This is a genomic window from Scytonema hofmannii PCC 7110, from assembly GCF_000346485.2.
GTDB lineage: Bacteria > Cyanobacteriota > Cyanobacteriia > Cyanobacteriales > Nostocaceae > Scytonema > Scytonema hofmannii.
In genome coordinates, this window is sequence record NZ_KQ976354.1 from 8,941,194 (window position 1) to 8,966,031 (window position 24,838).

General features: G+C 40.6%; 23 protein-coding genes. 14 read left to right on the forward strand and 9 right to left on the reverse strand.

The annotated features are described in order from the left end of the window. Window positions 1-116 precede the first annotated feature (116 nt). Entirely contained in the window at window positions 117-1,715 is a 1,599-nt protein-coding gene (locus WA1_RS37795) for a bifunctional pantoate--beta-alanine ligase/(d)CMP kinase (protein WP_017747962.1), read from the reverse strand. A gap of 208 nt (window positions 1,716-1,923) precedes the next feature. Further along, a complete protein-coding gene (locus tag WA1_RS37800) occupies window positions 1,924-3,036 on the reverse strand; it encodes a septal ring lytic transglycosylase RlpA family protein (RefSeq protein ID WP_017747963.1) in 1,113 nt (370 codons plus the stop codon). Between the two features lie 494 nt (window positions 3,037-3,530). On the opposite strand from WA1_RS37800, the gene glsA reads away from it, so the two are divergent. The 9 genes from glsA (at window position 3,531) to WA1_RS37845 (ending at window position 13,133) form a co-directional block, all read left to right on the forward strand. Beyond that, on the forward strand, window positions 3,531-4,508 hold the full coding sequence (glsA, locus tag WA1_RS37805; protein ID WP_017747964.1) for a glutaminase A: 978 nt from the start codon (window positions 3,531-3,533) through the stop codon (window positions 4,506-4,508). 145 nt (window positions 4,509-4,653) lie between these two features. Continuing rightward, a complete protein-coding gene (locus tag WA1_RS37810; RefSeq protein ID WP_017747965.1) occupies window positions 4,654-5,196 on the forward strand; it encodes an EF-hand domain-containing protein in 543 nt (180 codons plus the stop codon). 104 nt (window positions 5,197-5,300) lie between these two features. Beyond that, window positions 5,301-5,846 carry an EF-hand domain-containing protein gene (locus WA1_RS37815; RefSeq protein WP_017747966.1) on the forward strand — a complete coding sequence of 182 codons (546 nt, stop codon included), beginning with the start codon at window positions 5,301-5,303 and terminating at the stop codon, window positions 5,844-5,846. A gap of 920 nt (window positions 5,847-6,766) precedes the next feature. Next, window positions 6,767-8,083, forward strand: a complete 1,317-nt coding sequence (locus WA1_RS37820; protein WP_017747967.1) for an ABC transporter substrate-binding protein — start codon at window positions 6,767-6,769, stop codon at window positions 8,081-8,083. A gap of 7 nt (window positions 8,084-8,090) precedes the next feature. After that, window positions 8,091-8,996 (forward strand): carbohydrate ABC transporter permease, encoded by a 906-nt coding sequence (locus WA1_RS37825; protein ID WP_017747968.1) that lies wholly within the window; start codon window positions 8,091-8,093, stop codon window positions 8,994-8,996. 154 nt (window positions 8,997-9,150) lie between these two features. Next, complete coding sequence (locus WA1_RS37830) at window positions 9,151-10,035, forward strand: carbohydrate ABC transporter permease (RefSeq protein ID WP_017747970.1); 885 nt, start codon at window positions 9,151-9,153, stop codon at window positions 10,033-10,035. 40 nt (window positions 10,036-10,075) lie between these two features. Next, on the forward strand, window positions 10,076-10,672 hold the full coding sequence (locus WA1_RS37835) for a hypothetical protein (RefSeq protein WP_017747971.1): 597 nt from the start codon (window positions 10,076-10,078) through the stop codon (window positions 10,670-10,672). Window positions 10,673-10,866: 194 nt separating this feature from the next. Beyond that, complete coding sequence (locus WA1_RS37840) at window positions 10,867-11,958, forward strand: ABC transporter ATP-binding protein (protein WP_017747972.1); 1,092 nt, start codon at window positions 10,867-10,869, stop codon at window positions 11,956-11,958. A gap of 536 nt (window positions 11,959-12,494) precedes the next feature. After that, window positions 12,495-13,133, forward strand: a complete 639-nt coding sequence (locus tag WA1_RS37845; RefSeq protein ID WP_017747973.1) for a Uma2 family endonuclease — start codon at window positions 12,495-12,497, stop codon at window positions 13,131-13,133. A gap of 60 nt (window positions 13,134-13,193) precedes the next feature. On the opposite strand, the gene WA1_RS37850 is transcribed toward WA1_RS37845, so the two are convergent. The 3 genes from WA1_RS37850 to WA1_RS37860 all read right to left on the reverse strand — a co-directional run bounded on the left by WA1_RS37850 (window position 13,194) and on the right by WA1_RS37860 (window position 16,112). Then, window positions 13,194-14,315 (reverse strand): DNA (cytosine-5-)-methyltransferase, encoded by a 1,122-nt coding sequence (locus WA1_RS37850; protein WP_017747974.1) that lies wholly within the window; start codon window positions 14,313-14,315, stop codon window positions 13,194-13,196. Beyond that, window positions 14,284-15,567: an alpha-amylase family protein gene (locus WA1_RS37855; RefSeq protein WP_148662857.1), complete on the reverse strand. Its 1,284-nt coding sequence runs from the start codon at window positions 15,565-15,567 to the stop codon at window positions 14,284-14,286. Before WA1_RS37855 ends, WA1_RS37850 begins: the two co-directional genes overlap by 32 nt. A gap of 257 nt (window positions 15,568-15,824) precedes the next feature. Then, complete coding sequence (locus WA1_RS37860) at window positions 15,825-16,112, reverse strand: DUF6679 family protein (protein WP_026135163.1); 288 nt, start codon at window positions 16,110-16,112, stop codon at window positions 15,825-15,827. Between the two features lie 241 nt (window positions 16,113-16,353). Here WA1_RS37860 and glgA point away from each other — a divergent pair, with 241 nt between their 5' ends. After that, entirely contained in the window at window positions 16,354-17,832 is a 1,479-nt protein-coding gene (gene glgA, locus WA1_RS37865) for a glycogen synthase GlgA (protein WP_026135164.1), read from the forward strand. 226 nt (window positions 17,833-18,058) lie between these two features. On the opposite strand, the gene WA1_RS37870 is transcribed toward glgA, so the two are convergent. Then, on the reverse strand, window positions 18,059-19,036 hold the full coding sequence (locus WA1_RS37870; RefSeq protein ID WP_017747978.1) for a 2-hydroxyacid dehydrogenase: 978 nt from the start codon (window positions 19,034-19,036) through the stop codon (window positions 18,059-18,061). Here WA1_RS37870 and WA1_RS58920 point away from each other — a divergent pair. The 3 genes from WA1_RS58920 (at window position 19,035) to WA1_RS37880 (ending at window position 22,941) form a co-directional block, all read left to right on the forward strand. Further along, entirely contained in the window at window positions 19,035-19,184 is a 150-nt protein-coding gene (locus WA1_RS58920; protein WP_201789147.1) for a hypothetical protein, read from the forward strand. The genes WA1_RS37870 and WA1_RS58920 overlap by 2 nt on opposite strands. Window positions 19,185-19,478: 294 nt before the next feature. Then, complete coding sequence (locus WA1_RS37875) at window positions 19,479-19,928, forward strand: hypothetical protein (protein ID WP_017747979.1); 450 nt, start codon at window positions 19,479-19,481, stop codon at window positions 19,926-19,928. 334 nt (window positions 19,929-20,262) lie between these two features. Continuing rightward, window positions 20,263-22,941 carry a hypothetical protein gene (locus tag WA1_RS37880; protein WP_017747980.1) on the forward strand — a complete coding sequence of 893 codons (2,679 nt, stop codon included), beginning with the start codon at window positions 20,263-20,265 and terminating at the stop codon, window positions 22,939-22,941. Window positions 22,942-23,120: 179 nt separating this feature from the next. Here WA1_RS37880 and WA1_RS37885 read toward each other — a convergent pair whose 3' ends face one another. From WA1_RS37885 to WA1_RS57590, 3 genes are all read right to left on the reverse strand, one after another. Beyond that, entirely contained in the window at window positions 23,121-23,639 is a 519-nt protein-coding gene (locus WA1_RS37885) for a hypothetical protein (protein ID WP_017747981.1), read from the reverse strand. 19 nt (window positions 23,640-23,658) lie between these two features. Then, window positions 23,659-24,213 carry a hypothetical protein gene (locus WA1_RS37890; protein ID WP_017747982.1) on the reverse strand — a complete coding sequence of 185 codons (555 nt, stop codon included), beginning with the start codon at window positions 24,211-24,213 and terminating at the stop codon, window positions 23,659-23,661. A 68-nt stretch (window positions 24,214-24,281) separates the two neighbouring features. Continuing rightward, window positions 24,282-24,434, reverse strand: coding sequence for a hypothetical protein (locus WA1_RS57590; protein ID WP_158516745.1), 153 nt, complete (start codon window positions 24,432-24,434; stop codon window positions 24,282-24,284). Between the two features lie 194 nt (window positions 24,435-24,628). Here WA1_RS57590 and WA1_RS37895 point away from each other — a divergent pair, with 194 nt between their 5' ends. Then, entirely contained in the window at window positions 24,629-24,838 is a 210-nt protein-coding gene (locus WA1_RS37895) for a hypothetical protein (protein ID WP_017747983.1), read from the forward strand.

A 24,838-nucleotide genomic window follows, 5' to 3' on the forward strand; every position in this document is an offset into this window, starting at 1 on the left:
CCCGGTTTCTTTAAGAAACCGGGTTTCTATGCCCGTAGCTATATATCAATTTAAATCGCCATAAGGCATAATTAAAGATAAGCGCTCGGATAAAAACAGTGGAAATACTGCGATCGCTAAGACAACTGTTGCTGGTAGAATTCAACAATTGTTTCAATCACTTGAGCCACACTCATACCGTCAGTATTAATCTCAAAAGCATCTGCCGCTTTCTTTAGGGGAGAAACTTTGCGCGTGCTATCTTTCCAGTCCCTTTCGGCAATATCGCGTTCTAATTGCTCTAAACTAACTTCAGGTTGACCAAGTCTTTTGTAATCTTCCTGACGTCGGCGAGCACGCTCACTCACAGAAGCAGTTAAGAAAATTTTTACCTCGGCATCAGGAAAAACTTGAGTTCCAATATCCCTGCCCTCAGCAACTAAACCTCCTTTTTTACCCCAACTTTGTTGTATCTTCACCAAAGCTTGACGTACAGAACTCTGTGCTGCTACTGTGGAAACCTTGGATGTCACCTCCATGGTACGAACTACCTGGGTAACATCAGTCCCGTTAATCCAAACCCTCACCGGAGTCTGTAAGTCCTCGTTAGGGGTAAGTTTTATAAAACTTTGGTTTGCGACTTCTGCTATGGCGCACTCATCCTCAAGGGGAATTCCCTTTTGCAGCACCAACCAAGTCACAGCACGATACATTGCCCCTGAATCTAAATAAACTAGACCAAGTTTCCCCGCCACCTGACGGGCGACAGTGGATTTTCCCGCGCCCGCAGGTCCATCTATTGCGATGATGGGTTTGCGATCGCGCAGGATAATATTATCAATCAAGCGTGTAGAACCAAGACGAGCTGCGATCGCCAGCATCCCTTCCTCCTCTATTGTTTCTATAGGCATCAATGTATTTGGTTCAACCAATTCAATATATTCCACTAAAACAGAACTCGCCATTGCTATTTCTTGCTGGACTACTGATAAAAGAGTTTGACTATTGCGAACACCTCTGTGAAACACTGCCTGAGCTTGTTGCAAGCTGCGATACAGCACTGCTGCTTGCTGATGAAGTTCTGCACTCAAATATTGGTTGCGAGAACTCAAAGCAATACCCGATGCTTCCCGTACCGTTGGACAAGCAACAATCTCTATCGGAAAATTCAAATCGGCAACCAACCGTCTAATAACGGCAAGTTGCTGACCATCTTTTTGACCAAAATAGGCGCGATCTGGTTGTACCAAGTTAAAAAGCTTGGTTACAATAGTCGTTACACCCTGAAAATGACCCACTCGAGAACGACCACATAAGCCAGATATCATAGCAGATGGTGGGGTAACTTGTGTATCAATAGATTCTTGTATATTCTTCTCGATAACTCCCATTTCTTCCGGAGAAGGAGAGAAAATTGCATCTACCCCAAACTGTTCGCACAATTGCAGATCGCGGTCTAAAGTGCGGGGGTAGCGTTGATAATCTTCGTTAGGACCAAATTGCAGTGGATTGACAAAGATACTCACAATCACCGTGGTATTTTCTTGTCGCGCACGTTCAATTAAACTAATATGACCCTGATGCAAAGCCCCCATAGTGGGAACCAAACCAACTGCTGTTTTAGACCTTGCGGTTATCTCGTACTGCAGTAGTTTTTCTGTGTTTGAAGGTTGAATTTCAAAACGGCGTTTAGCTAAATAGCAGCGTAAAGCAGCAACAGTTGACAGCAATCGCACAAAAATACCCCTAGTTTTTCTAGCTTCTCTCCCCCGTTAGTGTATATCTGAACTGGGGAGAGATCGGCAACTAGGGGGAATGGGGAACTCGGGGCCCCCTCTGGGGATAAGGGGCAATGGGGAATGGGGAACTCGGGGCCCCCTCTGGGGATAAGGGGCAATGGGGAATGGGGAATGGTTCTTTTCCCCTACTCCCTACTCCCTAGAATTACCTTCCTAAGACTTCAACACGCACGGGAGCAATACCTGTGCTCATTACACCTAAAATTCGGGCGGCTCCAGCAGAAAGGTCAATAATTCGACCCCGAATAAATGGGCCCCGGTCATTAATTCGCACCACAACAGATCGACCATTGCGGGTGTTAGTAACACGGACTCTTGTGCCAAAGGGTAAGCTGCGATGGGCTGCTGTTAGTCCTTCTGGATTGTACCTTTCGCCAGTGGCAGTACGATTGCCAGAACCGTCATAACCATACCAAGATGCCATACCTTGAAGAGTACCGCGCACTCTGTTGGCAATCTGAGTCGGCAACTTTGGTAGCGAGATTTTTGGGATTTGCAGGGGCGACGATCGCACGGGTAAATTCGCAATTTCATTCAGCGGTTCTGCATTACCAATCAGTCTTCGCATGCGATTGGTTGCTTGCAATGCATCCTTTGCTGGGTTGTTGGTTGTATTTGCGAATCGTGTATCGCCGTTAATTTCCACAAGTTCTTTGTCGTCAACTTTGATGATATAGCGCCCGTTTTGTGTTGGCTGATTCTCATGAGTTGGCATTTCTTTGACAGACACCCAACTGACTGCGATCTTGTTAGGGTCTACTTTGTCCAAAACTAGCTGATTGATTCTTGCAGCCACCACTGTTGCTCTTTGAACTGGGTCATCAGCAGCAGCTACGGGCTGATTTTTGATGTCCGCGCTTGGTCCCGTTGTAGCAACCTTTTTTTGGCTCAATCCATTGGTGTTTAGATATTGTGTACTACTAACCTTGGTACTAGCATCACCAATGGCACCAATCTTAATTCCTGAAGTTGATACAGGCTGTTTACCAACAAAGGTAAGAACAGGGATCTTACGAAGATAGAGGGTTGCTGCCTGACGTCCTGCTAAGTTATGCGTGTGAATTACTGCGATCGCAGATGCATTTTTAGCAAGGTTTTCTGTCTTTGGTTGATACTCCCCTACTTTCACCACATCTGATAAAGCTACAGTTGGCGAAGTTGAAGCCGTTTTCTCGATTGCTTGAGAGCGACCAATTGACGGTGTGCCAAAAACAGTAGTAAACAGAGCCACAACAGCCCACAAAAGTTTATGATTCATGCGTCCGATATTAAAGCGACTGAAGAACAGAAGTTTCGTTAAATTAGCGGGGTTTTTGATTGTAGAAACGTTAAATAGAGCGTTTCGACACATTCCCAAAATTCAAACTCGTTCCGCTTTCACTTTTTGCTTTTAACTGCATCACATTAACACGAACGAACGGTGTTGGGGATCGGGGTTTTAGCGTAAGTCTTGGTAAACTTATAAAATTTTCACTCCCTTTTTTGCGGCGAAACCTTACTCAAACGAGGATTTTCGCCATGTATCGCTTTTTTTCTTAAATAAAAAAATTGATTACTAAATCTTAACATGATTTATTAATTAAATTAATAAATGTGGTATACACGGTTGTTTTTCAAGTGGATTAATGCTAGGGTACAAAGTCAAAAAAACAAATACCGTAATTTTTCGGAGATGCTTAAATCGGCATTTTGTAAAAAATTTCTAGCCTAATACCCGCAGACATAAGTTTTAATACCTAACTAACAGCCCTAATGGCAAAGCAAGAAGAATTAAAAATAACCGCATCGTCTATAGAATCTTTTCTTAGCGAATTGCATTCCAAGTACAAGTCATTGCAAGAAGGTGCAGTCGCTAACTATATTCCAGAACTTTCCAAAGTAAATCCAGAGCTATTCAGCATTTGCATCGCCACTGTTAAAGGAGAAGTTTATCAAGTTGGAAACTACAATGAATTATTTACAATTCAATCGATTTCTAAAGTTTTTGTCTACGGACTTGCTCTCGAAGATCGCGGACGAGATTACCTTTTGACAAAAGTTGGCGTGGAACCAACAGGAGATGCATTTAACGCCATTGTTCTTGATGAGGTATCGAAACGCCCTTATAACCCAATGGTGAATGCAGGAGCGATTGCCACCACAAGCTTGATTAAAGGTACAGGCGCAACCGAACGTCTCAATCGAATGCTAGATATGTTCCGTCGATATACGGGTCATAATGTCTTTGTTGATATCTCAGTATTTACCTCAGAGCGCGTTACAGGACACCGCAACCGTGCAATGGCACATCTAATGTTAAATTTTGGTACCATCGACCAAAGCCTTGATGAAACACTAGATCTTTACTTTCAACAGTGTGCAGTCATGGTAAATTGTCGCGATTTGGCAGTTATGGCAGCTACCCTTGCCAACAAAGGCATTAACCCCATAACAGGAGAACAATCCGTAGATAACCGTTATATTAAAGACATTTTAAGTGTTATGTATACCTGTGGTATGTATAATTTTGCTGGTGAATGGGCTTATAAAGTTGGTATTCCAGCAAAAAGCGGTATTTCTGGCGGGATTATTGCAGTTATTCCCAATGTTATGGGTATTGGAGTCTTTTCACCTCTGTTAGATTCGCGCGGTAACAGTGTTCGTGGCGTTAAAGTATGCGAAGAACTTTCACAGAAGTTTGGTTTACATTTATTCGATTGTTCGCGCCAAGGATTACAGTTTTGCCAGTGATACCAATTCTATATGAGGCTGCATAGAATAGTAAAATAGAAAACGCTGAAAAATTTAGCTTATAGAAGTGTTGAAATTGTACCTAATTTATGGTATTCGTTGAAAATTAACAAGAAGGATTAATTTTTAGAAAGGTGTCTAAATCATGATAAGAGAACTACTAAAGAAAAAGTTGATAGCTCATTTCCAAGGTATAGATGTCGCTCAAAACGGATTTGTAGAGCGAGAAGACATTGATAGAATTACTAGTAATTTTGCGCGGATACGTGGTTGGAAACCTGGTTCATCCGATTATGAAAAACTGCACAATCATCTGATATTTTTATGGGAAAACTATTGGCTTAATACCGATCTTAATAAAGACAACAAAGTTTCATTAAATGAATTCCTTGAAAGTTGCAATCAGCAATTTGTTGTAGATAATGACACTTCAGCAGCTTGGGAGCAGTCGATGGCGGCTTTGTTCGACGTAATAGACATGAATGGTGATGAGAAAATTGCTTTAGAAGAATATAAGCAGTTTCTCACGGCATATGGTTTTAATACAAGTGGGTACGAGGAAATTTTTCACAAACTCGATATCAACGGTGACGGTTATATTTCCAAACAAGAATATTTACAGCTTATAAAAGAATACTGTGGAGAAAACCCAGAAGCTACTGGAAACTTATTTTTTGGTTATTACTAATATTGTTGAGAGCTTTTTTTAAGATGGCTATAGAGATATTATACTAAGTATATGGTATCGTTGAAATGAAAAACAAGAATTAATTTGTATGAGGTGTTTAAATCATGGTATCTGAACTACTAAAGAAAAAATTGACAGTTCTTTTCCGAGGCTTAGATGTCGATAAAAACGGCTTTGTAGAGCGAGAAGATTTTGCTCGGATTGCTAGTAATTTTGCACGGATACGTGGTTGGGAAACCGGTTCATCCGATTATGAAAATCTGCATAATCAGGTAATCTCTATGTGGGAAGATTACTGGATTGATGCCGATCTTAATAAAGACAACAAAGTCTCTTTAGATGAATTCATTGAAAGTTACAGCAAGCAATACGTTGTAGATAATGACTCTTCAGCAGCAGCTTGGCAAGAACCGATGGCGACTTTGTTTGAGGTAATAGACATTAATGGTGATAAGAAAATTGCTTTAGAAGAATACAAGCAGTTGCTCACGGCATTTGGTTTTAATGCCAGTGGATATGAAGAAATTTTTCAACATCTCGATACCAACGGTGATGGTTATATTTCCAAACAAGAGTATTTACAGCTTATAAAAGAATACTGTGGGGAGAACCCAGAAGCTACTGGGAACTTGTTTTATGGTTATTACTGATATAGCAAAGTGCTGAGTGCTGAGTAGAAACCAAGTTACTTATTGGCTTTGAGCAATCAGCAGGAGTGAAGCAGCTATTAAACGGTTAAGAACTGAAAACATTCCTTATATTTTCGGTGATGCAGATTCAGAGTTAGTGTTAGAAAAGGCATCGGTCAAGAAAGTAACCAGTTGCTCGATACAAGTACATCAATTATTTTTTCTCCTTATATTCTTCAAAATAAAACATATTTTCAAAATCTTTTGCTAGAACTTACAACTTATCAAAATTTTTAAAGGAGTTAAAGAACTTAACAGAAGACTTAATGATTGAAGACAAGAACCAATCACTCATAGGTCGGTTTTGTTACGCAATTCAGAGAAACTAAAAGTTAGTGTGTCAGCTTTACTACTTCCAGAGCCACTCATCGATCGCTAGCTAAAACACATTTAACTTGCATATTTTTAAGATTTGATAACAAGCACCAAACGCTTCTCTCTCTTACTCTGCGCCTCTGCGGTTCAAAAAGCAAATATAGATATTGAACAGCTGAGTCACTGTAAAACAGGAATTGCCAACTTAAGTATTGTACAAATTGACCATTATATGTATCAACGAATAATAGTCATTTCAGACTTGTAGGCGCGCAAGGCCTTGCGCCCCGTAGGTATGTTAGTTCTCATTCGTTAAAAAATCAAACGTTGAGGCGCTAAAAATGCTTGTTCATATTTGACGTTTTCTGTCAATGCTAAATTATATTCTTCTTAAGAAAGTTATCTTTGGTAAATTTCTCTATCTTTGGAAAGTTGTGCATGACTAAGGTAAAGTTTTTAAATTTAATATTCTTTGTGTCTTCACAAGCAAGTTTGCAAGTAAACAGCAAATTTTGTTTAGATTAAATCTTTTTCTGTGCTAGCAGTTAATGACTGATTGATTCATAATGTTGTACCGCAAACCACTTAATAAACTGCGAAACTTCTTACAAAAACAAGGTTTTTTGCGTACAGGAGTTTTTTTTACACTGTTATTTAGCATCATATTATACAGTTGGGTAGCGTTTTCGCAGCAACCAGTCGTCTTAACTATGTTGCTTGCGGCTCCTGATTCTCCGCCTTGGAAACAGTTCTTAATTAAAAACTTTGAAGCCAAACACCCAGGTATTCGCATCAACCTGGTTGAAGGGCCAAATGCTACCAATTTGTTGGAAGACTTGTATACTTCTGCTTTTATCCTGGGTGAATCTCCGTATGATTTGATTTATATGGATACTATCTGGGCTCCTAAGTTTGCAGCAGGTAACTGGCTGCTACCCTTAGACGATCGCATTTCCAAGAATGAGTTGAAAGCATTTTCGGCTAAGGATGTGGAGGCGGGACGTTATCAAGATAAGTTGTACCGAATCCCCATGCGTTCTGATGTAGGAATGCTCTACTACCGAGAGGACTTGCTCAAAGAAGCAGGATTTAAACCACCCGAAACCTTTGAGGACTTAATGCGAATTTCCCAAGCCTTGCAGAAAAAAGACAAGGTGAAATGGGGTTATGTTTGGCAAGGTCGCCAGTATGAAGGATTGGTGGCGATGTTTGTGGAAGTTCTTGAAGGTTCTGGTGGCTTCTGGATTAATTCTGATACGGGTGAGGTGGGACTGGATCGACCTCAAACCTTGAAAGCGATCGAGTTTTTGCGTAGCACTGTGAGGGAGGGTGTTTCCCCTCCTGGAGTTACAACTTATATTGAAGAAGACACCAGGCGGATGTTTCAGAGCGGTCAAGTGGCATTTTTACGAAGTTGGCCCTATGTTTGGACTCTAGCCAATCAAGAGAGTTCGCCAATCCGGGGTAAATTTGGCATTAAGACGATGGTTCACGCACCTGGGAGCACTGGGGGGGCTTGTCTTGGGGGCTGGGGTGTGGGAATTGCCAAATCTTCCAGACATAAAGAAGAAGCTTGGAAAGCAATTCTATATTTTACAAGTGAAGAAGCACAGCGTCAATTTACTTTGAGTGAAAGCTACGTCCCAAGCCGACGCGCATTATTTACAGATCCAGAGATTGTAGCTAAATTTCCTCACTTTCCCCAGTTGTTGAAAGTCGTAGACAATGCGGTCTTACGCCCACCAGTTGCTCAATACGCTCAAGCATCCGATATTTTGCAGCGCTACTTAAGTGCAACCCTCAGTGGTCGGATGACTCCGGAACGAGCAATGCAGGCTGCTGCTAGTGAAACGCGCCAGCTGCTAAGAATTGGAAAATCGTAAAGGTTATATGAACTTGCACACACTCCAAAGTCGGCAACAAAGAACAGCGTGGATTTTACTAACACCAGCATTGCTGCTACTGTTGTTTGTATTTGCCTATCCGATCGCACGAGCATTTTGGTTAAGTGTATTTACTAGGAATTTGGGAACGGAGTTACAACCCGTATTCTCTGGTTTGGATAATTATGTACGGATGATAGGAGATGGTCGTTTTTGGCAGAGTCTTTGGACGACTACCGTATTTACAACAGCATCCGTGGTTTCCGAATTATTACTGGGATTAGGAATTGCCTTAGTTCTCAATCAGGCGTTTTTTGGACGGGGAGTCGTGCGTACCATCGCAATTCTACCTTGGGCTTTGCCTACGGCTCTGATTGGTTTAGCTTGGGCTTGGATTTTTAACGACCAGTTTGGAGTTGTGAACGATATTTTGCGGCGATTGGGATTGGTAGAGACTGGGATTAACTGGTTGGGAGATCCAACGCTGGCAATGATAGCAGTGATATTTGCTGATATTTGGAAAACTACACCTTTTATTAGTATTCTGCTACTAGCTGGCTTACAGTCAATTTCACAGGATCTTTATGAAGCTCATTCAGTTGATGGAGCATCGCCCTGGCAAAACTTCTACAAAATTACTCTGCCATTGCTGCTACCGCAAATCCTAATTGCAGTTTTATTTCGGTTTGCTCAAGCTTTCGGGATTTTCGACTTGATTGCTGTGATGACTGGGGGCGGACCTGGTGGTGCAACGGAAGTGGTATCGCTGTATATCTATTCTACTGTGATGCGCTACTTGGATTTTGGATATGGGGCTGCTCTTGTGGTTGTCACATTTTTAATACTTGTTGCAGCTGTGGCGATCGCCAGTTTCTTGCTTAACAAATCTCGTGCTAGTAGTTTGTCACTTTGAATTTGAGGGATGATTTAAAAAACCGCAAAGACGCAAAGAGCGCGTTCGCGAAGCGTCTCGAAGAGAAGGAAGAGAAAGAGAGGATAAATTTAATCATTGGTTTACCCATGAGAATTTATGTGGCGAACTACTAGGTATAAGGAGTTATAAACCTATGACTGCAATTCGAGAAACAATTCCACCAAGAACTTCAAAGCCACCCAAAAAGGCAATTCCTTGGAAAAAAATCTTGCTACCAATAGCAATTGCGTTAGTGGTTTTGTTCAGCTTAGCACCTGCCTTCTGGCAATTGCTGACCTCCTTGAAGGTAAATGAAGATATTGCTGCGATTCCTACCGTCTATTTTCCTACGCGATACACTCTCGCTCACTACGTTGAGTTATTCGTCCGCCGTCCATTTTGGCGCTACATCTTCAACAGTGCTTTCGTTTCTGTGACATCCACAGCTCTTTCCTTAGCGATTGGAGCACCTGCGGCTTATGCTCTTGCAAGGTTACGTCCTTGGGGTGAACGATTTATTCTTGCTGGTGTGCTAATTGTGACTTTATTTCCTGGAATTCTTCTATTTATAGGATTGTTAGAAATTATTCAAGCACTCAGGTGGGGTAACAATTATTTGGCGTTGATTATACCTTACACTGCAATCAATTTGCCTCTGACAATTTTAGTTCTAAGAAGCTTTTTCCAACAATTGCCTAAAGACTTAGAAGATTCAGCTAGAGTCGATGGCTACAACACCTTTCAATTACTGTGGCAAATTGTACTTCCTATGACCCTTCCCGCCTTGGTAACGACTGGGATTCTCACCTTTATTTTTGCCTGGAATGAGTTTATTTTTGCTCTCACGTTTATGACTCGTGAAGAGTTGAAGACAATTCCTGTGGCTGCAGCACAGTTAGGGGGTGCTTCAGTTTATGAAATTCCTTATGGTCCAATTGCGGCTGCAACTGTTGTGGGAACTGTGCCTTTAGTTCTACTAGTTTTGTTCTTCCAGCGCAGGATTGTTCAAGGTCTGACTGCTGGTGCTGTTAAAGGATAGATGGATTTTAGATTTTGGATTTTGGATTTTGGATTGAATAATGCCATACAGCCAATTTACTCTTAAAAAACTGGTTAAAGACTTCAATTTGAAAATTGAGGAAAACGTTGTGCTTTTCCCAGAAATTACACCAGTATCCCCGTCAGATTTTCTCGTTCAGTTACTAGAAAAAACAGTGCCTTTGGCTTTGGCTACAGATACGGAAAAATCTAGGTCAGAGATGATAATTTTTCCGGTTCTATTGGAGGTGAAGGAGCAAAAGCGCAATGAAGTAGCACTGTTTAGTGGCAATGACTTCACAGTCGATCCGAATGTTGGACTTAATGGTAATCCAGACTTTTTGATTAGTCTTGATAAAGAGCAATATTTTATCGCAGCCCCGGTAATGACGATTGTTGAAGCGAAAAACAACAACCTTAACAGTGGATTGGGTCAGTGTGGTGCAGAAATGCTAGCCGCTAAAATTTTCAATGAAAATGAAGGTAAGGATGTACCTGCTATTCACGGTTGTGTTACATCGGGAACTGCTTGGAAGTTTTTGCGTCTGACTGGCGATATTTTGTATATCGATAAATTAGAGGTGTCGCTATTTCCATGCGCTCGCTTGCTAGGAATTTTTTTATCGATTCTGAAATAAACTTTAAAATAGGCAATTAGAGGTCACTCATAAAGTAAATCTTAAATTCTCGAATGTCATTGTGTGGGTTGAGTAAAACAAGGTGATACCCAAGAATTCGATGAAATGTTGGGTTTCGTTCCTCAACCCAACCTACTAATATCCAAAATCCTTAATCAATCCAAAATCTAAAATCTAAAATCCAAAATCGAACAATGGCTAAACTCGTACTCAAAAATTTAAATAAAACCTACACCTCCAAAGTCATTCCGGTGAAAGATATTAGCTTAACTGTAAACGATGGAGAGTTTCTTACTTTACTAGGTCCTTCTGGATGTGGAAAGTCTACCACATTGCGAATGATTGCAGGGCTTGAAGAACCGACTCGCGGTCAAATTACAATCGGAGACGTGGATGTCACCTACAAGCGACCAGCCGATCGCAACATTGCAATGGTGTTTCAAAGTTACGCACTTTATCCCCACATGACGGTGTATGGCAACCTTGCTTCTGGTCTCAAACTGCACCGCACTCCACCTGCAGAGATTAAAAGCCGAATAGCAGATGTTGCCCATATTTTAGGATTGGAAGAGTTATTGAACCGCAAGCCCGGTCAACTGTCTGGGGGACAACGGCAGCGAGTTGCGGTAGGGCGAGCGCTTGTACGTCGTGCCAATGTATACTTGTTAGATGAACCGTTAAGTAACCTAGATGCGTTGTTGCGCGAACGAGTGCGTGCAGATATCAAGCAACTATTCGCGGCTCAAAATGTTCCGGTTGTCTATGTTACCCACGACCAAACAGAAGCGATGACACTTTCCACTAAAGTGGCTTTGCTAAATGATGGTTATGTCCAGCAACTTGACCCGCCCGATCTCATCTACAACCATCCAGCCAATTTATTTGTCGCTGGATTTGTTGGCAGTCCCCAAATGAATTTACTGTCTCTACCTTGTCAAGAAAGACACGCAATGCTGGGGAAGTTCCAGATACCTCTTCCAGATTTACCAACTGTACCACCTGAAATTGTATTGGGAATTCGTCCGGAAAATGTTCGGATTCCAGAAGTAAATGATACACAAACTATTAGAGGGCGAGTGTATCTCGTGGAAAACTTGGGTATGCACTATTTGGTCAGTGTGAGGATTGAAGATTCGCAGACGACAGTACGTGCGTTGCTACCAACAGACCAAAGTTGGAGTGGTGAGGATATTACCTTGGTGTTGGCTCCTCAAAATATTCACTGGTTTGATGTTCGATCTGGGGATGCTCTTGTGAGGAGACAAATGTCGAGTGTTGGGGCGTAGATTTGCAGGTGTCATTCATATTTCTTGACACTGGAAGTGTCGGCTATACAAACAAAGTCCGCCTACGCGGACTAAATCAGGACTGACGCAAAAATTGCTAGAAACCCGGATTTATCGAACTGCCAAGACGCCAAGAGCGCCAAGAATTCGTAGAGCGTGCGTAAGTTTTATAAATTAAACTTAACACCAATTTTAGATATCAAACGTTAAACGTAGGCTGGTAAGGTTTTAGTCTGCATAACCGTATAACTATTTTTTGCGTACTTACCGTACACCTACTTATACCAATTCTTTGTGAACTTGCACAGAATCTTGTCTACAACCCTTATGTGGCAGGAGTTTTGAATCTAGCTTTCTGTGCATCTTTATATAAAATTGGTATTAGTCTTGAATTAAGTAGAGACTACTGGTTGATAAGCTTGCTGTAGATATAAACGTGTTCATGAAGTAGGGTGAATTTATAGAGTGTACCCTCCCGATAAGATTGCGATATCGAATTTTTCTGAAGGCTGAACTATGAACTACGGAGATTGATTATGGTAGCAACAGCAGTACCCGCAGAAACTAGAACCGTACTTGAAAACATTAGTTGGCAAACGTTTAAAGCCATGTTGGCTGAGATGAGCAATCAACGCAACACTAGACTCGCTTACGACAATGGGATACTAGAAATCATGTCTCCACTCATGCCACATGAAAACTCCAACCGCTTAATTGAAGTTTTTATTGGGGTGTTGTGTGAGGAACTGGGGCTGGAAATTAAACGTGCTGGTTCGCTGACTTTAACACGGGATGACTTGGAACGAGGTGGTGAGCCGGATAGTAGCTACTACATTCAGAATGAGTCTTTGGTTCGAGACAAAGAAAATATAGACTTAGCAACCGATCCACCACCAGATTTAGTACTGGAAGTCGAATATTCCAGACCAAAAGTAGATAAGCTAAAACTTTATGCCGCGATGGGTATACCTGAATTCTGGAGATACAACGGAACTGTACTTCGATTCTACGTACTTGGCTCTGGAGAGTACTCAGAAGTACAGCTAAGTCCGTCCTTTGTGTCTGTACCAGTGAAAGAGATTCCTCGCTTTATCCGAGAAAGCAGAACAAATGGAGAAATGTCAACAACTCGTGCTTTTCGCAAATGGGTGAGGCGGGAAATTGAAAATCGTTGAGTACAAGAACCAATTTATATGAACTACTCCATGGGCGAGTGGGGAATTCCGTGAAATTAGTTAACGACTGAACTCTGCTTCTGGAAGATCGGCAAAAGCTTCACCAACTGTTACATATGGCAACAGACCAAATAATTCAGGTTCGGGCGTATGAGTCGGTAAAGGTAAGCTAACACTGCCAATTTCTTTTAAGCAACCAACAAAGAACAATCGTCTCCGTGACTGAGGCGTACCAAAATCAGCAGCAAGAAGTATCCCAACCGAAACTTGATAGCCTAAATTCGCCATCTTCTGCAAAATTTCCTGATATAGTTTACTTCCTGCAATTCCTTTGAGATTAGATACATTTTCCATTACAAAAAAGGGTGGATGTAAATGTTTTACAAAGCGTAAAAACTCGTAAATCATTCTACCTCGGTCATCCTCCAACCCTTTTTGTTTACCTGCTTGACTGAATGCTTGACAAGGGGGACCTCCAAAAATAAGGTCAGGCTTATCAACTTCACCTGAGGTATTTTGCCACAGATTTAATGGATCTTGTAGGGTGGAAATATCTTTTTCTAAAACAAAAATATCTTTACCAAAAAAACCACGTAGCGTTGCACAAGCATCTGACCAATTGTCGAGTGTTACACAAATGTCTATGCAATTTGTAAGATGAGCACCAATATCCATACCTCCTGCACCACTAAATAAACTGAAGGCTTTTAAAGAACGATTAAATCCAAGCATATGCGCTTGGTGAGCTAAATGTTCAAACACAGCCTTTGCAAGTGGTACGGGGACTGCATTACCTACCTGAAGCTGAGTACTGGTTAGGGTTCCTTCAAATTTCATGCGATCGGGAAAACCTTGTAAACGTGCTGCCTCACGTACAGTAATGAACCTGTTTTCGTAGGGATGAACAAATTTGTTAAAAATATAACCTGTCACTGTTAAGGAAGGTTTATTCGGATCGAGTCTAATCATTCTCAGGTTTGGTCCACCCTGTCGATTTGGGTCATGCTTGACATAGTATTTAAAGCTATCATGCCAAAGCTCTTCCGGTAAATCCTGCATTTTTTGCCCTATTTTTAGGGCGTTAATACGTTTTTGAACATCGGAACCTACTCTTCTAGCAATATGATTTTCAATAATCTTATAAGAACTGCTAGAATTGGAAATTTTGTTGAATCCATTCATCTCTTATATGACTTTGTGTAAAAGTAATAATACCATCAAATAAATTGTATACTTCTTTATCTAGTGGTAAATCACCAACTTTTTTAGCTTTTCCTGTTTTATCTAAAATCCACACAATATCCTGAAGCTCAAGCAAGTAATCCTTGTAATGACGTACAGCATGAATATTAGATAGCAAAGCCGTTTTGAATGCGAAATGACTGGCTTTGGGCTTACCAGATGCAGCAATTTTTAAAACTTGATAAATCCCTTTTTTGATATCATCAGTTCTATCCATTCCCACACTTGATTTACTATCAGAAATAGATTCGTATCCCTCACCCTTTCTTCTCATAGGCCAAGTTTCGGGTTTGGGAATAGGTTGTCCGCAGGCATTTGTTAACCAATAAACAGGTTCTGGTAAAGTTCCTCTTCCTCGTACAGCTTTGTTATAGGCAGAGTAAGCAATATTCCAGAACTGAAAATATCGATAAAACAGTTCGTCTTCCTCTCCAAAAACTTTTCCAATTTGCTCGTATGCCCATTTTGTAGAACTACCACTTCCTTTAACACCTAAAGGTACAAGTTCATAATTCCAGCGATCGTCTTCCAACTTAGGAAGCATAATATTCATTTTAGATGACGTAAGAAATGAATTATCCGTAGCAGAGTGTGAACGAGGTACAGGTTCTCCGTCATCATCTACCTCAGTTTGCACCTCGACTTTTACTGCTAAGGGAAGTGTTGTCAGTGGAGCGGCTTTTACTTCCGCTAGTAGAACTACATCCTGTGTTTCATCATGAATGATTACGTCAATAGGTTCTGCACCGTAATAAATTTTTAAATATCGTGAATTAATAGTGAATAAATGCTTGAGAAATACACAGAGCAAACGCCTTGTTGTTCCGCCAATAGTTCCAGAAGGAGGTTTGTTCGCTTGATGAAAACAAAAATTACCTTGCAAAACACATCTTGGACAGGTGTTAGTGTATGGATAAATTAAAAGAGGAAAATCATTTACTGGACAATAAAGCCATCCCGTGTTTGCTACTTTTGTATAGTACTCAGCAGCTACAATGAGGTCAAAAGCAGCTGCAAGTGAAATACCGGGAGCGGTAGCAGTTCTTTCAGCATTTTTAAGGGCTTGTTCAACAAGAACCCTGGCTAATGCTTCTTCATAAGTATTTGCTTCAAAAGCTTTAGCTTCTGAAAGAAGCTTTTCTATCCAATCGACCTGAGCTACCTCTGGTTGATTACTGTCACTCGTATTCAAACAATCTCCCACAAGAAGTTTGTATCAATATAGCCTAATAATACTTAGGTTTATAGCCATTTGTAGCTGAATATAGCGGTTCTCACCTAAGTGAACTACATAATTTATCTGCGTGCATCTGCGTGCATCTGCGGTTCCTTAATTTTTGGTGTATTGCATCTACTTAAAAACCGCTATAAATACGATGCCTGTAAATTCAACATCATAACCCACCCTCTTATTGAAAAGAGGGTCAGGTATTACGACGATTGGATAAACTATTTTTCTTCCTGCTCTAGCAGCTTGGAAAGCCTGTTCCTGATATCTTGCACTTGCCGATCGCACTTTGGCAGTGTTAACAAACGAACTTCTATTTCCGCAATATTATCAATTCGAGTGGTTTTCTCCCACATTCTCTTCTCTGTATCAGATTCGTGCTCGTAACGAAATGTTACAGTATCAGTACTGACATCCATGATTTCTACATTCTTTAACCAGCCATTACTACTCTTGACAAAAAGCCAAACGTTAGGCAAGCCGATAAGTTCTTTGAGTTTAGTCTCCATACCCATACATTTAGAATTTCGATTGTAAAGATATTAACATACTCTGTCAATATAGCTTAAGACATATTCTTGCACGCGTTCTAAATATAAAGAAGGATATTTTCACGGATAGACAGTACTTATCCAGTCACTAGGTAATTTTGTTCCTAATGAATAGGTAACTTACTTGCCAAGAGATACATTTTTTCTGTAATTATGGAAAACATAATATAAGGTAAAATTTTATTAAGCGAGGATAGACATGTACATCGTTCACCTTGCCTCAGAATGCGCTCCTGTTATTAAAGCTGGAGGCTTAGGCGATGTCGTTTATGGACTCAGCAGAGAATTGGAAATCCGGGGACATTGCGTCGAAATTATTCTCCCGAAGTACGACTGTATGCGCTACGACCACATATGGGGGTTGCATGACGCTTACATGAACCTGTGGGTACCCTGGTATGGCGGTGCGATTCACTGTTCTGTCTACTGTGGGTGGGTACACGGGCGAGTGTGTTTCTTTATTGAACCTCACTCACAGGATAATTTCTTTAATCGGGGCTGCTATTACGGTTGTAACGATGACAATATGCGATTTGCGTTCTTTAGCAAAGCCGCTTTGCAATTTTTGCAACAGAGCAACAAGCGACCTGATGTCATCCATTGCCATGACTGGCAAACGGGCTTAGTTCCAGTGATACTTTATGAGACTTACCAATATCACGGAATGGGTCATCAACGGGTTTGCTACACCATCCACAACTTCAAGCATCAGGGCTTTGGTGGTGTTGAGATTCTACGAGCCACGGGTTTAAACCGACCAGAACACTACTTCCATCACGATCGCCTGCAAGACAACTTCAACCCCTTTGCCATCAACTTTATGAAAGGAGGGATTGTTTACTCCAATGCAGTCACAACAGTTTCACCCCATCATGCCTGGGAAGCTCGTTATACTAACATTGGTTACGGGCTAGGTCACACTTTACACCTATACCAAGATAAATTTACTGGAGTTTTGAACGGTATTGATTACGATTTCTGGAATTCAGAAACAGATCGTTACATACCCCATCACTTTAGTAAAGACAATTTTGAAGAGAAAGCGAAGAACAAAAAAGCGTTACGAGAACGGCTGTTGCTACAGGATGTCGATAAACCCCTCATTGCTTATATTGGTCGTTTGGACGATCAAAAAGGTGTGCATCTTGTCCATCACGCAATGTACCACGCCATCCACAACGGAGCACAATTTGTGCTGTTAGGTTCGGCAACAGAGTCCGGGATCAATGCTCACTTCCAGCACGAAAAACGTTTCTTAAACGATAACCCCGATATTCATCTGGAACTTGGCTTTAACGAAGAATTATCCCACTTAATTTATGCAGGGGCAGATATGATTGTTGTCCCCAGCAATTACGAACCCTGTGGGTTAACTCAGATGATTGGTTTGAAGTACGGGACTGTACCGATAGTTCGGGGAGTTGGTGGACTCGTTAATACGGTGTTTGACCGAGATTACGAAGAAAACAAACCCTCAGAAGAACGAAACGGTTACGTGTTCTACCAGTCGGATTACCATGCTATTGAGTCGGCAATGGATCGCGCTCTGAAGTTGTGGTACAACGAGCCAGAGGAATTCCGCAAGCTTGCCCTTCAAGGGATGGAGTATGACTACTCTTGGAACAACCCAGGAGAAGAATACGTGAAGATTTACGACCAGATTCGATATCAGTGGTAAGCTGTTGCGCTTTAAATTTGCACGGCAGAACGGGCGAGGACGCCCGTCCCACAAGAGTTAGGCTAACTGAGGCTGTGCAAGTTAAAGAATTATTAGCTTAGTAGATTGGTTCATCTTTGCTACCTGTAGATTCCTCCCTTGCTCTCTTATACGGGCAAGGGATTCATTTTTTCCCGTGTTTGAGGATAGTCAAGAGGTAGATAAGGCGATCGCATCTGAGCAGACTTCACCCATAAACTTCAGGATTGACACAATCAGGTAAGCGATCGCCTTTCAACCCAGCAATTAGGTTTGCGATCGCCATATTTGCCATTTTTTCCCGTGTTTGCCGACTGGCACTCCCAATGTGAGGAGCAATAATCAGATTATCGAGGGTGAGTAACGGGTGATCGATGGGAATTGGTTCTGGCTCGGTAACATCTATAGCAGCACCTGCAATTTGACCTTGTAAAAGTGCTTGGTACAGAGCATCTTGGTTTACAACTCCTCCTCGTGCTGTGTTAATGAGAATAGCAGACTGCTTCATCAGTTCAAACTGGTGATAACTAAAGAGATGGTAAGTATCGTCAGATAACGGAGTATGAATCGTCACAAAGTCTGATTCTTGCAGCAAACTTTCAAAACTCACAAACTCCACACCCAAAGATTGCTCTAGTTCCGCCTGACATCGGTGTTTGCTAGTATACAAGACCCGCATCTCAAACCCCTTGGCACGACGCGCAACTGCTTGACCGATACGCCCTAAGCCAACAATACCCAAGGTAGCACCTGTAATATTTGGTCCTAGCAACAAGTCTGGTTCCCACGTTCGCCACAAACCAGCACGAGTAAACCTATCTGCTTCCACCACTCGCCGTGCAGCAGCCATCAGTAATACCCACGTAAAATCAGCAGTTGCATCTGTCAGTACACCTGGAGTGTGACCGATTGGAATTTTTTTTGCAGTGGCAGTTGGGATGTCAATATTATCGTACCCAACTGCCATTTGGCTAATTACCTTAAGACAAGTTCCGGCTTCTATCAGTTGTTTGTCAATCCTGTCAGTCAGCAAGCAAAGCAAGCCATCTACTGTCTTCACCTTTTCCAGTAAAACTTCATCAGGAGGTGGTTGGCGTTCTTCCCAAACTTCGATAGTCGCAACTTGTCGCAGTCGAGCTAAATCGGTGGGAAGACGGCGAGTGATAAAGACTTTGGCTTGGTGCATGGGTCGAGGTTTACAAGGTTTTCGGATTTGGGATGTGCGCGATCGCTCCGTATATCTCCGGAGGGTCTGCTGTCAGAATAAGGCTAACGATCTGCCAGATCCCCGACTTCTTAAAGAAGTCGGGGATCTAAGTACTCATACTTACTGATATTACCTCTTTTTTACTATGACAACAGGAATTTCACAAGTAAAGGCAAGATTTTTTCAATCATTAGCTTTTGATAGAAATACTTGTACCTTTCTTGTTTTAAGAAAAATTCAAAAACTGACTCTGTAGAACTACGAATTTACAAAAGATGGCAAAAGAAATAAAAAAATAAAAGAACAAATAAACCGCAAGTGATTTTATCTTCTCCTTTGAAGATAAGAACGACCAAAAGTACGTTAAAACCAGTTCTATTTTTGAGTTAAGCACACCATCAGTATCAGGAAGAAGCACAGAATGAACTTAATTGTGAAATCAACATCATTTACACTCAAGGCTAGTTTTGCTTTCCTCGGTTTACTAGGAATAACAACACTTTTAGCAGACCCTGTAGCTGCTCAGACTGCTAATGCTAGTGGAAGCTTTGTGTTAGTTAGACCTTCTGGTGGTTCACAAAGTATCAGTGGAGAAATTAGTTTACCAGCAGGGTTTTATTTTCAAGGACCTTTGAATGTGAAACCAACAGTGACAGCAGGAAAAACTCCAGGCGGAAATGACGAAAGTATTAGTAATTTACTTGTCGATCCTGGTGCAGTTACCGCAGTCACTAATTCAGTCAGTGCTAATCCCTTTCTCCAAGAAGCAGCCGCAGCTTTAAAAGCCGCGACAACAGCCAATGATGTTGCTGCTCAATCAGCAATTATTAAATCAGGCGCTGGGGTTAATGGTTTAAGCGGTCTTGAATAAGAAGAAAGTTGCGTAGGTTGGGTTGAGGAACGAAACCCAACATTCTTAAGTTGGGTTGAGGAACGAAACCCAACATTCTTAAGTTGTGTTGAGGAACGAAACCCAACATTCTTAAGTTGTGTTGAGGAACGAAACCCAACATTCTTAAGTTGTGTTGAGAAACGAAACCCAACACAAACATATATTTGTTGGGTAACGCTCGTGCTCAACCCAACCTACATCTCTTAAAATTTTTCCAGAATGATTGAGGATTTCCATAGTCTGATTTCTACAAGATTTGAGTAGATATATTTTGTATAAAACTACTCAAATTCTTTTTCTTGCGTTTAATTCAATGAAAAATTTCATCCCAATCAAAAATCTCAGTATATTTTTTATTTCTATAATAGCTTATAATTTTTACACAATCAAATTAGTACAAGCTATTGACAAAAATACCATAAATGGCTTTAGAACTGCCCAAGCACATATATCTCCAAGTCATCTAGAAACCATTGATAAAACTCAATCTTCTCCCCTTACTCAGTTAGAACCCAATCCTAAAGAACAAAAGGAAAACAATCAAAATCAACAAAAAACTCTTCTAGACGCTTTAACAGTCAGTGCTAGTAAATATCCTTGGCTGGTTAATCCAACTGATAATTTAACCTTTTATCCTCAATCCTTCAAACCTAATACAGATAATAGCTATTTTGATTTTGATATAAAATTTGCTAAAGAAAATCCCATTATTCATAAATTTACATTTGCTCTTTTTCCTAAAGAAGACCAATTCTACTGGGTACTTCCTGGTAATAGAGTTGTGTTCGAGACTCAAGGATGGCAAGGAGGAATTCTTTATCAAGGTAAATCAACTGACACCGAAATAACCCAAAGCATCACACTAGAGCAAGCTTTTGGAGGTTTTCAAGCAGTTTCGCTCATTCCCAATAATTTTGATAACTTAACCGGAGACGTTGAAAATCAAAACTTTTCCATCATCACCATTGGAGGGCAAATCACAAATCCACCAGGAATTCCAGCTGATAAAGTTCTGATTCACAGTGGAATTGATTCGAGAACTTCCACTGTAACAATTTTGAAAAATACTGTTCCCAATCTTGGTAGTGGTTCGACTTACAGTTTAAATGGCGGTGGTTCTTTATTCCAAACCTTAAATGTTTCTAATTCTCCCAGAATTTTGCAAGGCTTTCCTACTGTTGATTTAAAACCTCTGCTCGATGATGGTAACGTGAGATTGGCAGAACGAGAGATTATTCCCAAACGGGTTTTAGAAGCTACTGGAATTTTCTGGGGAGATCCTATTACAGGAAAACCATCTCAGTTTACTTCCTCAATAACTTCTTTGCCAGGTATTAAAGTTGCACAGCTAGGAAAGTTTGATAATACAGATTTATTAAACACTTTAGTCAATCCCTTTCAAACAGATATCGAAAGAGATTTACACTATCTCAATTCGTTATATTGGGTGTCTTATGGTCAAAGAAAACCCAAGTTTAACGTTAGTACACAACGTCAAGCTGAGAACGATTGGTACAGGGTGTATTTTAGCCGTGTTCGCAACAATACCATGATTGAGTACAACCCTGTGAATGTTAGTGCTTCTTATACTAATGTTTTCGCTAATCCTGGTATATCACTCACCCTCAATTTAGAAAATGGCAAGATTAATGAGACTCAAAGCGTCAATTCTACTATCGGAATGGCACTTGGTTTAATTTTTGAAAATATTGATATTAATAACCTCAAGAATCATCTCGAAGATGCTAAAGTCCACTTTAAGAATAGAGAGAAGTTTGCCAGCTTGACAACGAAAGCAACGGCTCTTCAAAGAAGGCAAATCAATTATAGACTCGATCGCACATTATCTTATGCTAATTTGGTCAGTGGTTTAAAGCAGGTTTCTGGAACCATGACTTTTAAGAGCAAAATTACACCAGTCAATTCCAACATTCTTCAAGTGAGAACAGGGTTGTACAGACGGGGATTGCAGTTTTTCAACAAGGAGAGTAGCCCAGTTATAGAAGGAAATACTTCTTTTTCTAAACTGAGACTTTCCAATGAAGATTTCGGTATGCTTACCTTGATCGGCACACAAATTTCTTCTGTGAAAACTACTGTTACTCCTATAAACGAATCTGCATCTGCTGAGATTATCTTACAACATTCAAACGGGAAAAGTTTTGTCCAACAATTTAATTTAGCAGATACTGAGACAGTACCCATTGGGATTAAATCATCAGATTTAGCCTTCGATCGCATTGAACTAACCAAAACAGATCGTCAAAATATTCAGTTCCGAAGTTTTAACGGCTATTTATATTTACCAGCAGTGGAAGTTGTGTATGCTGGTTCTTCCGGTCATTTTAACTACAGTACGACAGCAGGTTTTTGGTTTAATACTAATTCTAACACTGCGCCTGGCGTATTTCACAACAACATGGGTTTGCAAGAAGTTGCTTTAGGAATATATAGCAATATTTTGCTGAGCTTTCAGAAGATAGATGTGCAAAGAGATGCTAAAAATCAACCAAAATCAATTATAACTAACGCTTCATTCTTAAATGCAAATTGGAATAGTGCAAGTAATAGAAATAATCCCTTTTCCGCTACCCTCAGTTATTCCTACTCCTATCAAAATCAGAACTTTGGATTCTCACTGACTCCAGGTATCGCTTTCACTGAAAGTAGCGATCGCAGTGAGTGGACAAAATTTATCACCACACAATTTAGTCTAAAAACTGGCTTAGAATGTAAGACAACACTAGAACTAGGCAAAGAACTTTTTTTTGATTTACATGCCTTGCAAAAAGTCAATCAAGACATATCTATTGGAGCCTATCTCAAAAATTTTAGTCAAATTAACCTTGGTCTTGACAGTCGAGCTTCCAACCTTAACTACGGCATTATCGTAAAACAAAATTTTAGCAATAACAATAGATATTTAGAAGCTCAAATTGGTATGGGAGAAAAGGGATTTGACGCTCGATTACAAGGAGGATTGCAATTTTGACATTAAACCTCTTGCACATTCAAAACTTCGGAAAAATTCTCCTTTTGACGTCATTTTACTCTCTATATGTTCTAAAATTATCTAACTTTTATCTCTGTGTCCTCTGCACCTAGTGAAAAGGATGCTAGTTGTGTCACCAAAACGGAATAGCTGAATTATTAAGGCATCGTTCTACAAAACTAGGCTGATATTTTTTCTACTGGGGCATGGTGCATAATTTGCTCTTTCAATGAGTCTGCTGCGACTGTTGCAATCGTTTCCCAGTCTTCAATGGTAAGCATTTGTGTAATCAATTCGCGCAGTACTTCGCAGTTAGAGATAAACTCCTCGCCGAAAAGTTCGTCCCTTTGTAAAACAGTTGTTAGTTTTTCGCGCATATCAGGTGTGGGTTGTTTTAATTTTTGAAGTAAAAGTGCTCGTGCGGTTTTTGTAGCAGAGGAAGTAATAGTTCCTAAATTCCAATCACTGAGTAGCAACCGCACTTCGCGGTTGAGGGAAATACGTAAGGTTATTAACCGACCAAAAAGTTCGGGATTGAACATAAGTTCGCCCAAAGCGCTACCCCAATCTAAGCCGACACTGATATTACCACCGACTTCATCCTCAAACTCGACAGATTTTCTTAACCAATCTTCATTGAGTAATAAATCCATTGGACTTGAGAACAGTTCTTGATTGTTATCTTCCTGGTGACTCATGATTTTACCTTCGTTTATTTTACCGACGAGAACGCCATACCTCATACTCAAAGTAAATTAAGTCCTCGTAATCGTTATCTTTACCTAAATCAAGCATTCCTTGATTATCGTAAAATTTTTCTGCTCTTGGTAAAGAGTGTAAGCCGACTCTGCCCTCATAACCTAGCTCTAAACTACGACTTCTCGCAAACATTAAAAGTGTAGAACCAACGCCTCTAAGTTTTGGTGGGTTCTGAATTTCTAGACGGTTCCACGGCGCGCTAGCTATCCCATCAACATACACCAGGCGTTTTCCTCTCATTATTTGTGAACCATGCATTTCTACTTCTATCATCATTAACCCTTGGGTTTCGCCTTCATACTCGATTGCATAACCTTCGCGGTTGCCTTGCTTACTGATTATTGACTGAAGTTTAAACTCCCAGTCCCACCATTTATCTTCTTGTAAGTATTGCCTTAGCAGGTCTTTCCACTGCAAAGCATAATCGGAGGCATGTTTTTGCGTTAGTTGTAACAGGTCAGCTTGGACTATGAGGTTATCCTGTCCACTAATTAGTAGTACCTTACTTTGCACAAACCCTCTTATTCGCTTTGGGAATATCTTTATAATCGCATTGTCTCAAATAAGTACAGCTAATCTTTCTACACTACTTGCCCATCTTGACTGTACCACCTTCCATCAAACTCATTAAATTTTACCTGAATTGAGAATTGGCAAGTCACTAGTTTGAAGTGTGCCATAATCAATCGATCTAGATAAGCGTTCCATTCAGCGTAAGTTACAGGAGGTTTCATAAACGGCGTATCCGACGAATAACAAAAGTGGCTGATGGTATTAATTCCCAGGAAGGCAGTTCGTAAATATACTCTGACTTATCGATCGCAGTGAGTGGACAAAATTTATCACCACACAATTTAGTCTAAAAACTGGCTTAGAATGTAAGACAACACTAGAACTAGGCAAAGAACTTTTTTTTGATTTACATGCCTTGCAAAAAGTCAATCAAGACATATCTATTGGAGCCTATCTCAAAAATTTTAGTCAAATTAACCTTGGTCTTGACAGTCGAGCTTCTAACCTTAACTACGGCATTATCGTAAAACAAAATTTTAGCAATAACAATAGATATTTAGAAGCTCAAATTGGGATGGGAGAAAAGGGATTTGACGCTCGATTACAAGGAGGATTGCAATTTTGA